The sequence below is a fragment of the Streptomyces sp. MB09-02B genome, from assembly GCF_033794485.1.
Taxonomy (GTDB): domain Bacteria; phylum Actinomycetota; class Actinomycetes; order Streptomycetales; family Streptomycetaceae; genus Streptomyces.
On sequence record NZ_JARGEE010000074.1, the window covers coordinates 13455 to 28186 of the forward strand.

General features: G+C 69.6%; 9 protein-coding genes. 4 read left to right on the forward strand and 5 right to left on the reverse strand.

Annotated features, from left to right (window positions below; translation table 11 throughout):
• Nucleotides 1-12: 12 nt before the first annotated feature.
• The 3 genes from P1P70_RS13640 to P1P70_RS13650 all read right to left on the reverse strand — a co-directional run bounded on the left by P1P70_RS13640 (nucleotide 13) and on the right by P1P70_RS13650 (nucleotide 6818).
• On the reverse strand, nucleotides 13-936 hold the full coding sequence (locus tag P1P70_RS13640; RefSeq protein ID WP_319237096.1) for an endonuclease/exonuclease/phosphatase family protein: 924 nt from the start codon (nucleotides 934-936) through the stop codon (nucleotides 13-15).
• 184 nt (nucleotides 937-1120) lie between these two features.
• On the reverse strand, nucleotides 1121-3787 hold the full coding sequence (locus tag P1P70_RS13645; RefSeq protein ID WP_319237097.1) for a cellulose binding domain-containing protein: 2667 nt from the start codon (nucleotides 3785-3787) through the stop codon (nucleotides 1121-1123).
• Between the two features lie 115 nt (nucleotides 3788-3902).
• Entirely contained in the window at nucleotides 3903-6818 is a 2916-nt protein-coding gene (locus tag P1P70_RS13650; protein ID WP_319237098.1) for a glycoside hydrolase family 48 protein, read from the reverse strand.
• Nucleotides 6819-7196: 378 nt separating this feature from the next.
• Between P1P70_RS13650 and P1P70_RS13655 the strand changes: the two genes are divergently transcribed.
• The 4 genes from P1P70_RS13655 to P1P70_RS13670 all read left to right on the forward strand — a co-directional run bounded on the left by P1P70_RS13655 (nucleotide 7197) and on the right by P1P70_RS13670 (nucleotide 11542).
• Entirely contained in the window at nucleotides 7197-8909 is a 1713-nt protein-coding gene (locus tag P1P70_RS13655; RefSeq protein WP_319237099.1) for a glycoside hydrolase family 6 protein, read from the forward strand.
• 179 nt (nucleotides 8910-9088) lie between these two features.
• A complete protein-coding gene (locus tag P1P70_RS13660) occupies nucleotides 9089-9685 on the forward strand; it encodes a dihydrofolate reductase family protein (RefSeq protein WP_319237100.1) in 597 nt (198 codons plus the stop codon).
• 104 nt (nucleotides 9686-9789) lie between these two features.
• A complete protein-coding gene (locus P1P70_RS13665; RefSeq protein WP_319237101.1) occupies nucleotides 9790-10716 on the forward strand; it encodes a class I SAM-dependent methyltransferase in 927 nt (308 codons plus the stop codon).
• A gap of 124 nt (nucleotides 10717-10840) precedes the next feature.
• Complete coding sequence (locus P1P70_RS13670) at nucleotides 10841-11542, forward strand: SDR family oxidoreductase (protein ID WP_319237102.1); 702 nt, start codon at nucleotides 10841-10843, stop codon at nucleotides 11540-11542.
• A gap of 119 nt (nucleotides 11543-11661) precedes the next feature.
• Here the strand turns inward: P1P70_RS13670 and P1P70_RS13675 are convergent, their stop codons facing one another.
• Together P1P70_RS13675 and P1P70_RS13680 are read right to left on the reverse strand one after the other, a co-directional pair.
• Nucleotides 11662-12498 carry an aldo/keto reductase gene (locus P1P70_RS13675; RefSeq protein ID WP_319237103.1) on the reverse strand — a complete coding sequence of 279 codons (837 nt, stop codon included), beginning with the start codon at nucleotides 12496-12498 and terminating at the stop codon, nucleotides 11662-11664.
• A 329-nt stretch (nucleotides 12499-12827) separates the two neighbouring features.
• Nucleotides 12828-14654 (reverse strand): AMP-dependent synthetase/ligase, encoded by a 1827-nt coding sequence (locus tag P1P70_RS13680; protein WP_319237104.1) that lies wholly within the window; start codon nucleotides 14652-14654, stop codon nucleotides 12828-12830.
• Nucleotides 14655-14732: the final 78 nt, after the last annotated feature.

Below are 14732 nucleotides of genomic sequence, written 5' to 3' on the forward strand. Positions count from 1 at the left end.
CGCGCGCGGTCGTCAGCCCAGCGTGACCGACGCCTGCACCGGCAGATGGTCGCTGGGGAACTGGCCGCCGGACGCGAACGTGTTGATGGCGGCCCGGTGCACCGTGCTGGCCGGGGTGGTCAGGATCCAGTCGATGCGGTCGCCGCCCGGGGTCAGCGGGCGGTAGCCGTGGAAGGTCGCGTAGAGGTCGTTGCGCGCGGCCGCCGCGTCCCAGGTGTCGACGAGCCCGGCGCCCAGCAGCGTGTCGTAGACCGTGTTCCGGTGGGCCGCCACGTTGAAGTCGCCGGTGACGAGGAGGGGCAGCGACCGGTCGAGGCCGGCGATGCGCTGGGCGATCAGGGCCGCGGCCCGGTCGCGGGCGTACTGGCTGACGTTGTCCAGGTGGGTGTTGAGGACGTAGAACTGTCTGTCGCCGTCCTGCAGGTCACGGAACCGGACCCAGGTGACCATCCGGATGGAGCCGCCGCCCCAGGTGTTCGACCCCGGAACCTCCGGGGTGTCGGAGAGCCAGAAGTGCCGGTACTCGACGGGCGCGAGCCGGCGGGTGTCGTAGAAGACGGCCATGAACTCGTCGCGGTTGCCGCCCGCGCGGCCGGTGCCGATCCAGCGGTAGTCCCTCCCCAGGTCGGCCTCGATGTCGCGCAGTTGCTGATGGAGGCCTTCCTGGGTGCCGATGACATGGGGCGCCTCCTGCCGCAGCAGGGCCCGCATCACCGGCCTGCGCACGGCCCAGCTGTTGGGCCGCACGGTGTTCGCGTAGCGCAGGTTGAAGGACATGGTGGACAGCGGCGGGCCGGCGGTGGCCTCCTCCCCCTCCTCCTTCGCGGCGGCGGGCACGCCGGACAGTCCGGTGGTACGGGACAGAGGCAGCAGGACCGCCGCGGCGAGGGCGGTCTTCATGCCCAGTCGGCGCGTGACGCGGCTGTGGTTCGGCACAGGGGCTCCTTCTGTGAAGGTCTCCGGGCGAGCCGTGCGTACACACTCTGGGATGCCCTTCTGTGCCCGCCATGAACATGTCGATAGGGGAGGGTGTACGTGGTGCGACATACCCGGTGTACATGGTACGAAGAGGGCGCGCGCCGACCCGGACGCGCGCCCTCTCCTCGTCCTGCGCGGGGTGTCAGGTCACCGTGCAGGACTGGTCACCGAGCTTGAACGCGGTCGGCTTTCCGTTCGTCCCCGACCAGCTTCCGGTGAAGCCGAAGCTCACCGACGCACCCGCCGCCACCGTGCCGTTCCAGCCGATGTTCCGGGCCGTGACCGCCGACCCCGTCTGCGTATGGGCGGCGTTCCAGATCTGGGAGACGCCCTGGCCGTCGGGGAAGGTCCAGCCGAGCGCCCAGCCGGACCAGGCGCTCGCGCCCGTGTTGGCGAGTTTGACGTCCGCCTGGAAGCCGCCCGACCACTGGCTGGTGATCGTGTACGTCACCGCACACGCGCCCGTCGGCTCGGGATCGGGGTCCGTACCCCCGCCTCCTCCGCCGCCGCCGGTGTCGGAGGAGTCGCCGTAGATGACCCCGCGTCCGTTGGTCGCGATGTAGACCCGCCCGTACACCCTCGGGTCACCCGTGATCGCCGCCCCCGTCCAGCCCCACCGGTGGGCGTCGTCGTTGACGCGGGTCCAGGTCGCGCCCTTGTCCGTCGAGCGGAAGATGCCGCGTACGCCACCGATCTTGGCGCTGGTGTAGAGGGTCTGGTACGAGGCTCCCGTCGCCGCCTTGCCGAAGCCGATCGTGTCGGCCTGCTCGACACCGGAGAGCTTGGTCCAGGTCGCGCCGGCGTCCGTCGAGTGCCAGAGCCCGTAGGCCCCGTCGGTGGCGCCGCCGGCCAGCCAGACGTCGCCCTTCACCCCGGGGAGGGCCTTGAAGCGGACACTGTCGCCGCTGGGCAGCCCGGTCGCGTTCGACGCGGTGAAGGTGGCCCCGCCGTCCGTGCTGACGTAGAACTTCCCGGACTTGAAGCCGTAGAAGGTCTTCGGGTCCACCCGGTCGGACTCCACGATCGCGTCGGCGGGGATACCGCTGGACGCCGACCAGGAGGTGCCGAAACCGGTGGCGTACCGCACGCCCGTGCCCGCCGGGCTCCACACGAACCGGCTGCCGTCCGCGGCCGCGGCGACCGTACCGCCACCGCTGACCCCCGAAGGGTCGGTGCCGGCGAACCAGTTGGCGCCGTTGTCCGTGGAGAACGCGATGTGCGGCCCGGAGTCCAGATTGCCGACGCGCACCACCGTGTTCGGGTTGGACTCGGCGTAGTCCAGGCTGGTCGTCGTCGTGAAGTTCGGCTGGGTGAACATCATCGACGGGACCTTCGTCAGATCCGTGTGCCGGAACCCGCCGATGTCACCGAGCGCGCTGAGCAGCGGGGCACCGGACGGGGGCGAGGCCAGGTCGTTGACGGCCGTCTCCTCCAGACCCCGCACCATCGGCTTGATGACGAACTGGCCGCCGCTGTCCCAGTTCCCCAGGTTCTCCGTGCCGTAGATCGTGGCGCCCGTCCCGTACATCATCCGGTTCGAGTCGAACGGGTCGATCTCCAGCGCCTCGGTCATCCAGCCGAGTTTGGGGGTCTGTTCGGGCGGCGACGGGTTCGCGCCCCAGGTCAGCCACGGGGACGAGGACACGTCCATGGTGTAGCGGTTCGCACGGTTCGGGTACGACGAGTAGTCCCAGGCCTTGGTCCAGGTGGCGCCGCTGTCCGTGGAGCGGAAGATCTGCGTGTCCGGCCACCAGGAGCTGTACGCGGTCGCCATGACCGTGCCCGGGTCCTGCCGGTCCACGGTCAGCCCGCTGAAGCCGTAGTAGGTGTCGGCCTCCGCCACCGGGCTGATGTTCGTCCAGGTGCCCGTCGCCGTCGCGTACCGCCACAGCTGACCCTTGCCGCCGTCGTACGGACCGCCCTTGTCGCTGTACGACAGGAACAGATGGCCGTTGACGGTGTCGAGGACGCCCTTGTGGGCCAGGTAGCCGGTGGGCTGCCCGGCCAGCCGCGACCAGGTGGCGCCCGCGTCCGTCGACCGGTACACCGCGTTCTCCTTGTCGGCGACGCCGACGTAGAGGGTCCGCGTGGGGTTGCCGGAGGTGCCCGTCGACTCGTCGAAGGTGACCCAGACGATGCCCTGGTTGTCGCTGGAGTAGCCGCTGGTGTCGGACGGATCGGCCACGTAGTTGCCGACGTTCGGGAAGTTGGTCACCTGCGACCAGGTGGCCCCCGAGTCCGTGGACCGCCACAGTCCCTTCCCGCTGGGCGCGCCCAGATACAGCACGCTGTTGCGGTTCGGGTCCACGGCCAGCCGTTCGCCCATGCCTCGTCCCGGCATGTTCCCGCCCAGCTTGAACGGCAGGTTCGCCTTCTGCCAGCCGGCCCCCCGGTCCGACGACCGCAGGATCGCCCCGTTCCCCGGGTCCCAGCTGTTGGTGTACGTCCCGGCCGCCACGTACACCTTGTTCGGGTCGACCGGGTCGGAGGCGAGGCTCACGACCCCGGTGTGCCCCCAGTCGTCCCACCCGACGGAGTCGAGCAACGGCGTCCAGGTCTTCGACGACTCCACCCAGCGATAGGCCCCGCCGATGTCGGTCCGGGCGTACGCGAGGTTCTTCTCCTTGCGGTTGAAGACGATGCCCGGGACGAAGCCGCCCCCGTCGATCCGGGCGTTCTTCCAGGTGTAGGTGTCGGCGGCGATCGCCACCGACTTCTCCGGCTTGTCGGCGGCCAACGCGGGTGGGGATCCGGCGAGAAGGCCGGCCGCGAGGGCCAGGACGGTGGTGAGGATGCGGGTTCTTCGCACAGTGGGGGGTCCTCTCCTGACAGTGGGGGAAAAAGATCCCCGCGCCCCGTAAGGGGCGCGGGGAACTGCGCGACCAGCCACGGACCGCCCGCAGCCGATGTACGACCTACGCGGGCTACTCCAGCAACTCCGCGTACGAACCCATGGCCAAGGCGATGTCCGCCTGGGCCCAGAACCGGTGGTACGTGAACGAGGGCGCGGCCCCGCCGGCCAGATAGGCCTCGATCTTCGACCAGGCCGGATCGTCCTCGTAGAACGACCTGATGGAGTCGAAGGTCGACGTCGAGTTGATGGCGTCGCCGTTCGGCATCTTCCCGGTCCACCCGTTCGGCACGTACACCCGGTCGTCGAACCGGTTGTAGTCCGCCCGGGTCTCGGGAACCGCGATCCCCAGCCCGTCCTGGTGGTGGTCCCACATGCCGTCGAGCAGCGCCTTGGCGACCCGGGCCGCGTCCGCGTCACCGGAGCGGTCCGCGTAGTACGTCAGGGTCTTGGCGTACGCGGCGGCCACACCCACGTCGTCGGTGTAGTCGGCGACGGTGACATGAAGTCCCGCGTTGGCGCCGGGACTCGACGCGTTCCACGTGTCGGGCGCACCCGACCACTGGAGTGTCGACGGGATCCGGTAGGTGCCGTCCGGATTGATCGTCGTCTTGGAGAGCGCCCAGTCGACCCACTTGTCCAGCACGGTCTTGGCGGCCGCGTTGCCGGTCTGCTGGTAGTACTCGGCGACCCGCTCCATGGACCACGCCTGGAAGCCGAACCACTGGTTGGACGGCGGGTCGTGGTACACCGGCTTCTCGTCGTAGAACATGCCGTAGAAGGTCGGCGTCCCGGCCGGGGGAGTGGCGTACCGCCCTGCCCAGCTGTTGGTGGCGCCGCCCGCGATGCCGCCCTCGTTCGACTGCAGCCAGCGGTAGAACTCGATCTGCCGGTCGAGGGACTTGGCCCAGTCCGCTTGCCCGGTCGTCGACTTGGGCTTCAGCGGGGCGTAGTTGGCGAGGGCGTGGGCGGCCAACGGGTTCTGGTAGCCGCCGTGCGTGTGGCTGGAGCCGATGCGCCAGGCCCAGCCGGCCGCCGTGTCGGTGGCGCCGCCCCACGCGTAGTACCAGGACATCAGGTAGTGCGAGGCGTCCTTGCCGGTACCGGCCGGGCAGGACGTGGCCCCCACACAGTTCCCGATCTTCTTGAAGTACTTGTCGTACATCGCGTAGCGCAGATAGTCGCCCATCTTCGCGGCCTTGCCGATGGTCGCGGAGACGTCCGCGCCCTTGCCCTGCTGCTTGGCCCAGATGTCCGCCCAGTACGCGGCCTGCACGGCCCGCGCGTCGGCGTCCGGCGCGTTGGTGAACTTCCACTGCTTGGCGTAGGAGGCGTCACCGGTGAACAGGTCCAGGTACCCGTTCGGACCGCCGTACTTGAACTGGTCGCAGGTGGGCTGCGGGATCGTCTCCCACACCGACTCCTGAGGCCCGCGCTGGAAGGTGTTGATGTACGACGGGCCGGTGTCGGTCGGCCCCGCCTCGCACTTGCCGGGCGAGTTGCCGTAGCCGTAGACGTTGTCGACGTCCTGCAGCCAGTGCATGCCGTAGATGTCGTCCGTGCCGTAGGCGCTCTTCAGCTCGGCGGCGATGGGGTCCGGACCGACCGAGACACCGGTGTTGAGCTGTGCCGGGTACTCGCCCGGGGTGTCGTGCTCCGGGGCGTACGTCGCCGGCTTGGACGCGTTGTAGAAGGAGTTGGTGGGCTGGTCGGGCTTGGTCGGGATCATGAACTTCTCCATGATGTCCCAGGCCCCGTTGAACTTGGACCAGTCGCCCGTCACCTTGCCGTACATGGCCTGCAGCCACAGGAGGTAGCTGTACGCCTCCGACGTGGTCTCGTGGCCGTGGTCCGGCGCCTCGACGATCAGCGTCTCCACCGAGTGGTACGGGATGCCCTCGGGGGAGAAGTAGCCGTTCGCCGGGTTGGTGATCTTGCCGTAGAGCTCCAGGAACCGCTCGTCGTACTCGCTCGACGCGGCCAGCTGGGTCACGGTCACCGAGGCCTTGGCGTGGCCGGTCGCCGTCGAGTCGAAGACGGCCGAACCCGTGCCGGAGGCGTTCGCGGCGATCGTCACCTTCTGGGCGGTGTTCCAGTTCGACGGCGTGAAGGTCAGCGACCCGCCGCCCGACACCGACAGACCGGTGTTGCCGGACGCCCGCGCGGTCGCCACCGTCACGTTGCCGGACGGCTGTGTCGAAAGTTTCACGTCGTACGTGGCCGACTGGCCCTGGCGAACGCCCAGTTGGGTCGGCGAGACCACCACGGCGGGACCCGAGGCGACCGTGATGCCGACCGGTGTGGAGTTCGCCGACGCGCCCAGGCTGTCGTACGCCTTGGCCACCAGCGAGTGACTGCCCACGCTCAGCCCGGTGGCGGAGTGCGTGTACGGCGAGGTGGTGTCCGTGCCCAGCAGCGTGGTGTCGTCGTAGAACTCGACCTTGGTGATCGTGGCGTTGTCCGCGGCGGCGGCGGTGGCCGCCATCGGGACCGCCGTGCCCTGCGAGTACACCGCGCCCGGCGCCGGGCTGGTCAGCACCGTGATGGGCGGCTGGTGCGCGCCCACGCACGCGGTGCCGTTGATCGCGAAGTCGGTCGGCGCCGCGTTGGTACCGCTGTACGTGAACTGGGCGCCCGTGCTCACCGCGGCCCCGACGGCGATGGTGCCGTTCCAGGAGGCGTTCCGCGCGGTCACGGTCTTCCCGGACTGCGACCAGGTGCCGCTCCAGCCGTTGCTGAGCGTCTGGTTGCCCGCGTAGTCGTACGTCAGGGTCCAGCCGCTGATGGCCTCGGTGCCCCGGTTGCTGATCGTGAGCTCGGCGGTGAAGCCCGAGCCCCAGTCGTTGGTCTTGTAGTCGACGTTGCAGGCGACGGCCGCCGCGCTGGCGGGCGTCGACCCCGTGCCGAGCATCGTCAGGGGGAGGGCGAGGGCCGCGACCACGGCGGTCCACAGACGCCGCGTGACACGGCGTCTAGGTCTGGGGTGCATGCTCTGGTTCCTTCCGTGCGGCTCTTGCGAAGGTGGGGGCGGAGCAGCAACAACAAGCCTTGAACCAGTGGGAGCGCTCCCATATTGAGGAGGACGGCCCTAGCGGTCAAGGTGTTTGAAGAGTCGAAATGATTCGATCAGGCAGAAACAATTCATTGAGCGCAATAACGCAACACCTCTGTCTTTTACCGTCACTTGGCGCTACCTTCACCAACACCAGTGGGAGCGGTTCCATCAGTCGACGCGCTCGTCCCAGGCGCGCCGGGCTGCGAGGGACGCTCCGCGCACCTCCCCCAGCGTTCAGGTCTTTTACTCGCTCCGGCGACAGCGCGACGACTCCTCCTCGTACACCCCACTACGGAAGAGGAACCCGCACTCATGAGCCGTACCAGAACAGCACTCCTCGCGGCGTTGGCGCTGGTCGCCGGCGCCGCGGGGACCGCCATGGCCGCGGTGCCCGACGACGTCGGCGCCCAGGCGGTCCCCTGCACGGTCGACTACAAGGTGCAGAACCAGTGGTCCACCGGCTTCACCGCCGCCGTCACGGTCACCAACAACAGCGCCGCGAAGTCCTCGTGGGCCGTGAAGTGGTCGTACGCGGGCAACCAGCAGGTCACCAGCGGCTGGAACTCCCGGATCACCCAGAGCGGCGCGTCGGTGACCGCCGCCAACGAGACGTACAACGGCGCGCTGGCCACCGGCGGTTCGGTCAGCTTCGGCTTCCAGGCCTCCTACAGCGGCACCAACGCGCTCCCGACGACCTTCACGCTCGACGGCGTGACCTGCAACGTCGACGACGGCGGCGGCCCCGGTGGCCCCGGCAACCCGCCGGGCCCCGGCACGAAGGTCGACAACCCGTACACCGGCGCCAAGGTGTACGTGAACCCGGAGTGGTCCGAGAAGGCCGCCGCCGAGCCGGGCGGCGGCCGGATCTCCAGCCAGCCCACCGGCGTCTGGCTGGACCGGATCGCCGCCATCGCGGGCACGGGCGGCAAGATGGGTCTGCGGGCACACCTCGACGAGGCGCTGCGCCAGAAGGGCTCGGGCGAACTCGCCATCCAGCTGGTGATCTACAACCTGCCCGGCCGTGACTGCGCGGCCCTCGCCTCCAACGGCGAACTGGGCCCGACGGAGATCGGCCGTTACAAGACCGAGTACATCGACCCGATCGCGGCCATCCTCGCCGACCCGAAGTACGCCGGACTGCGGATCGTCACGACCGTCGAGATCGACTCGCTGCCGAACCTGGTGACCAACACCGGCAGCCGCCCGACGGCCACCCCCGAGTGCGATGTCATGAAGGCCAACGGCAACTACGTCAAGGGCGTCGGCTACGCGCTCAACAAGCTCGGTGACGCGCCGAACGTCTACAACTACATCGACGCCGGCCACCACGGCTGGATCGGCTGGGACGACAACTTCGGGGCCTCCGCCACCGTTTTCAAGGAGGCGGCGACCGCCGAGGGTGCCACCGTCAACGACGTCCACGGCTTCATCACCAACACGGCGAACTACAGCGCCCTGAAGGAGACCAACTTCTCCATCAACGACAGTGTGGGCAGCAAGACCGTCCGTGAGTCGAAGTGGGTCGACTGGAACCGCTACACCGACGAGTTGTCCTTCGCCCAGGCCTTCCGCAACCAGCTGGTCTCGGTCGGGTTCAACTCGAACATCGGCATGCTGATCGACACCTCCAGGAACGGCTGGGGCGGCAGCGCGCGGCCGAGCGGTCCCGGTGCCAGGACGGATGTGGACACCTTCGTCAACGGTGGCCGCTACGACCGTCGTATCCACGTCGGCAACTGGTGCAACCAGTCCGGGGCCGGACTCGGTGAGCGGCCGAAGGCCTCGCCCGAGCCGGGCATCGACGCCTATGTGTGGATGAAGCCGCCGGGTGAGTCCGACGGGTCCAGCTCCGCCATCCCGAACAACGAGGGCAAGGGCTTCGACCGCATGTGCGACCCGACGTACACGGGCAACCCCCGCAACGGCAACAACATGTCCGGCGCCCTGCCGAACTCGCCGCTGTCGGGGCACTGGTTCTCCGCCCAGTTCCAGCAGCTGATGCAGAACGCGTACCCCGCCCTCTGAGTCCGCTCCCATGAACGGTCCGCCAGGGGTCAGGCACGCTTCCCCCACCCCCTGGCGGACCGGTGGCATGCCCGTGTGTTCCACGTCACGATGAGGGGGTGGGCGGAGGCGATGAGTTCCGGGCGGCGCGGCGGTCTACCTCGCCGTAAGCCCGTGACAGTGAGAGAGATGAGAACCCCATGCGCATCGTGATCTGCGAGTTCATGAGCCTGGACGGTGTGGTGCAGGCGCCCGGCGGTGCCGACGAGGACACCGACGGCGGGTTCGCCCACGGCGGCTGGACCCACCCCTTCTTCGACCCGGAGGTCGTGGGCGGTGCCTGGGACGCCGCGCTGCAGAAGGCCGACGCGCTGCTGTACGGGCGACGCACCTGGCAGGCCATGGCCGAGGCATGGCCCGACCGCGCGGGTGACCCCTTCGCCGACCGGATGAACTCCATCCGCAAGTACGTCGTGTCCGCGACCCTCACCGAATCCGAGCTGACCTGGAACAACACCACGCTCGTCCCGGGCGGGGAGGCGGTCGCCGAGATCCGCAAGCTCCGCGAGACCGAGGGGGGCGATCTGCTGGTCATCGGCAGCCCGACGCTCGCCCGCACCCTCCTCGCGGAGGGGCTCGCCGACGAGCTCGTCCTGATCGTCATGCCGGTCCTCCTCGGCGGCGGGAAGACGATCTTCCCCGGTGACGGCGCCAAGCACACCCTGGAACTGGTCTCCACGACCAGGAGCGGCGCCGGGGCGAACGTCTGTGTGTACCGGGTGGGGGAGCAGGGCTGACCGGGTCGGATCGGCACAGTCGTTTTGCCGATACCGCAAGAGAGGTGGCGGTTCCGCGGTGTGTCGGAGCAGGCTGACGGCACCCGGCAGAGAGGCTCACCGTCATGGGGCAGCACCACCACGGCCAGGATCCGCACCGGCACGGACACCAGTGCGGGCAGGGTCGCGGCCACGGTCACGGCCATCAGCGCCACACCGATCTGGACTGGGCCGAGCTGGCCGAGCATCTCGTGGAGGAGGCGGAACTGTTCGCGCCGCTGAACCGGCAGGCCGCCGCCTGGGTCGCCGCGCGGCAGCCGGAACCGGGCCTTGTCGTCGACGTCGGCAGTGGCCCGGGGGTCGTGAGCTGTCTGCTCGCCGAGGTGTTCCCCGGCGCCCGGGTCGTCGCGCTGGACGGCTCCGGGCCCCTGCTGGAGCGGGCGCGCTACCGTGCCGAACAGCTGGGCATCGAGGACCGGTTCTCCACCCTGGAGGCCGAACTTCCGGGCGGGCTGGGGGAGTTGGACTACCCAGCCGACCTGATGTGGGCCGGCCACAGCCTGCACCACCTCGGTGACCAGCGTGCCGCCCTCGCCGCCTTCGCCGAACGTCTGGCACTCGGGGGCACGTTGGCCCTCGTCGAGGGCGGGCTGCCCAGCCGGTTCCTGCCGCGTGACATCGGCATCGGGCGCCCCGGGCTGCAGTCCCGGATCGACGCGGCGGAGGACCGGTGGTTCACCGAGATGCGGGCCTCGGTGCCCGGGAGCGTCCCGGAGACCGAGGACTGGCCGGGGCTGCTCACCGCCGTGGGCCTGCGCGACGCCACGTCCCGGACCTTCCTGTTGGACCTGCCGGCCCCGGTGCCCGAAGCCGCCCGCGCCTACGCCGTGGGCCAGTTCCAGCGCGCCCGGGGCATGCTCGCGGACTTCCTCGACGCCGCCGACCTCTCGACGGTCGACCGCCTCCTCGACCCCGGCGACAAGGCGAGCCTGCACCACCGCACGGACCTCTTCGTCCTCGCGGCCCAGACGGTGCATGTGGCTCGGCGGTGACGGAGCGCGTCGCGGCGAAGTCCCCCTGGTCCGCCGTCGCTTGACTTCGAGAGTGCTCCAAGTGATGGACTCCGCACGTCGGCCGGAGCCCACCCGGTCGGCCGGAACCAACAGGGGGATCTCCATGACCGACGCTCCAGTGGCACTCATCACCGGCGGGTCCAGCGGTATCGGAGCCGCTGTCGCCCGGCAGTTGCTCGACCTCGGCCACCGGGTGGCCGTCACCGGGCGCAGCGCCGAGCGCTTGCGGGCGTTCGCCACCGAACTCGATTCGCCGGAGGGGCTGTTGACCCTGCCGGGGCATGCGGCGGAGTACGCGGACGTACAGGCGGCGGTGGACGCGACGCTGAAGGAGTTCGGGCGGATCGACACCGTCCTCGCCAACGCCGGGTTCGCCACCCACGACACGGTCGCCGAGGGCGATCCGGCCGGGTGGTCGGAGATGGTGCTGACCAATGTGCTCGGCCCGGCCCTGCTCATCCGGGCCTCCATCGACGCCCTCAAGGAGACCCGGGGGCGGATCATGCTGGTCGGCAGCGTCGCCGGGTTCATCCACGGACCGGGCAACATCTACGGCGCGACCAAGTGGGCCGTCACCGGGCTCGCCGAGAACACACGGCGTCAGGTCACGGAGTGGGGTGTGGGCGTGACGCTGATCGCGCCCGGCCGGGTGGAGACCCCGTTCTGGGACAGCTACGGCAGCCTGCCGCCCGGCCATCTCCTGACCGCCGACCAGATCGCCGACTCCGTGGTCTGGGCGATCCGCCAGCCGGCCGGGGTCGACATCAACACCGTGGTCGTACGGCCGATCGGGCAGCCGGTCTGAGCGCGCGGACAGCCGGTCCGAGCGCGACGAGACCGCCGTCGGACGGCTTCCGACGGCGGTCTCGTCGCGTCTCGCCCAGCGACGCCCGGCCGACGGGCGCCGGCCGAGCGGCCCCTGTCTCAGGCCTGGTTGAACGTCGCCGGGTCCGGGCCGATGCGACGGTCCTCGTTCAGCGCGCTGATCGCGGCGATGTCCTCGGTGTCCAGGGAGAAGTCGAAGACCTCGATGTTCTCCTTGATGCGGGACGGGGTCACGGACTTGGGGATGACCACGTTGCCCAGCTGGAGGTGCCAGCGGAGCACCACCTGGGCGGGGGTCCGGCCGTGCTTCTGCGCGATCGCGATGATCGCCGGGACCTCCAGGAGCCCCTTGCCCTGGCCGAGCGGCGACCAGGCCTCGGTGGCGATGCCCTGCTCCGCGTGGTACTCGCGGGCGGCGAGCTGCTGGAGGTGCGGGTGCAGCTCGATCTGGTTGACGGCCGGGATGACGTTCGTGGCCTCGATCAGCGTCTCCAGGTGCTCCGGAAGGAAGTTGGAGACGCCGATGGCCTTCGCGCGGCCGTCGGCGTAGAGCTTCTCGAACGCCTTGAACGTGTCGACGAACGTGCCCCGGGCCGGCAGCGGCCAGTGGATCAGATAGAGATCCACGTACTCCAGGCCGAGCTTGTCCAGGGACTCGTCGAAGGCACGCAGGGTGGAGTCGTAGCCCTGGTCGCTGTTCCAGAGCTTGGTGGTGACGAAGAGGTCCTTGCGGGCGATGCCGGCCTTGGTGAGGGCCTTGCCCGTGCCCTTCTCGTTGCCGTAGATCGCGGCGGTGTCGATGCTCCGGTAGCCGGCCTCCAGGGCGGTGGTGACCGCCTGCTCGGCCTCGTCGTCCGGCACCTGCCACACGCCGAAGCCCAGCTGGGGCATCTCGACGCCGTTGTTCAGGATGATCGGGGGGACCTTGCTGCTCACGAGCTCTCGATCCTTTAAGTCGTCGGGTGGTACTTCCCATCGTCAACGATCACGGCGCGCGATGCATTCCTGAGCGGCTCGCTCGCACCCCGAATCGCAGATTGGCCGGAAATGGATCCGGTCCTTCCAGCGTATCGGTCTGGACCATTGAGGACGACCGCGCCGACTCCCACACCTCCACCGACCGCAGGGGCGTCGCAGCCGGCGCCCCGAAGGGGCGTGGGGAACCGCGCGACCAGCCACGGCGGACCCACGGTCCGGGACGGACCCCTGCCCCAACGGTGCTGCCCGGCTCGACCAATGACCCGCGACGGGGGAGTGAGCGGGGCTCACGCCCGGTAGAGCGCCTCGACCTCGGTCGCGTACGCCTTCTCGATCGCCTTCCGCTTCAGCTTCAGCGACGGCGTCAGCAGACCGTGCTCCTCGGTGAACTGGTGGGCGAGGATCCGGAACGTACGGATCGACTCGGCCTGCGAGACCAGGGTGTTGGCGGCGACCACCGCCCGCCGCACCTCGGTCTCCAGTTCCGGGTCGCGCACCAGCTCGGCCGCCGACAGCTTCGCCTTGTTGTGCATCTGCAGCCAGTGTTCGACGGCCTCCCCGTCGAGGGTGACCAGGGCGGCGATGTACGGGCGGTCGTTGCCGACGACGATGCACTGGGCGACCAGCGGATGGTCGCGCACCCGTTCCTCCAGGATCGCGGGCGAGACGCTCTTGCCGCCCGAGGTCACCAGGATCTCCTTCTTCCGCCCGGTGATGGTGAGGTACCCGTCCTCGTCGAGGGAGCCCAGGTCACCGGTGGCGAGCCAGCCGTCGTGCAGGGTCGCGTCCGTTGCCTTCTGGTTGTTGAGGTAGCCCTGGAAGACATTGGGGCCCCGCAGCCAGATCTCGCCGTCGTCCGCGATGTGCACGGTCATGCCGGGGATGGCCTGGCCGACGGTGCCGTACCGGGTGCGCTCCGGCGGGTTGGCGGTCGCGGCCGCCGTGCACTCCGTCAGGCCGTACCCCTCGAAGATGTGGACGCCCGCGCCCGCGAAGAAGAGGCCTAGTCGGCGGTCCATCGCCGAACCGCCGGACATCGCGTACTTGATGCGGCCGCCCATGGCCTCCCGGATCTTGCCGTAGACGAGCTTGTCGAAGAACTGGTGCTGCATCCGCAGCCCTGCCGACGGGCCGGGTCCGATGCCCCAGGCCCGTGCCTCCATCGCGTCCGCGTACTTCACGGCGACCTCGACGGCCTTCTCGAACGGCCCGTCCCTGCCCTCGCGTTCGGCCTTGCGCCGGCTCGCGTTGAAGACCTTCTCGAAGATGTACGGCACCGCGAGGAAGAACGTCGGCCTGAAGGCGGCGAGGTCGGGCAGCAGGACGGCCGCGTTGAGCTGCGGCTGGTGGCCGAACTTGACCTTCCCGCGGATGCCCGCGACCTGCACCATCCGTCCGAAGACGTGCGCGAGCGGCAGGAACAGCAGTGTCGCCGCCTCGTCGCCCTTGCGGGACTTGAACAGCGGTGCCCAGCGCTCGATGACCGTGTCCGCCTCGACCATGAAGTTGGCGTGGGAGATGACACAGCCCTTGGGGCGGCCCGTCGTGCCGGAGGTGTAGATGATCGTCGCGATCGACTCGGGCGTCACCGCGCGCCGGTGCCGGTGCACCACCTCGTCGTCGAGCTGCGCCCCCGCCTCGTACAGTTCCTGCACCGCTCCCACGTCCAGCTGCCAGAGCCTGCGCAACTGCGGGAGCCGGTCGATGACCGTGGCGACGGTCATCGCGTGGTCCTCGTGCTCGACCATGGCGGCCGTGCACTGGGAGTCGTACAGCATCCAGAAGACCTGCTCGGCGGAGGAGGTCGGGTAGACGGGGACGACCTGGGCGCCGACGGTCCACAACGCGTAGTCGAAGAGGGTCCACTCGTAGCGCGTACGGCACATGATGGCGACCCGGTCGCCGAACCGGATGCCCTGCGCCAGCAGGCCCTTCGCCAGTGCGAGGACCTCGTCGCGGAACTCGGCGGAGGTCACGTCACGCCACTCGCCCCGCTCGTCCTTACGGCCGAGCGCGATGTAGTCCGGGTCCTCCTGGGCGTGCTCGAAGACGACGTCGGCCAGACCGCCCACCGGCGGCGCCGACGCCAACGGGGGGTTGGTGAACTCGCGCAAACCCGCTCCTCGTGGCGCTCCGCACAGCGCGTGAAAGCTACCTCACCGGGAGAACGGACGGGAGGGTTGTGGAGGGGG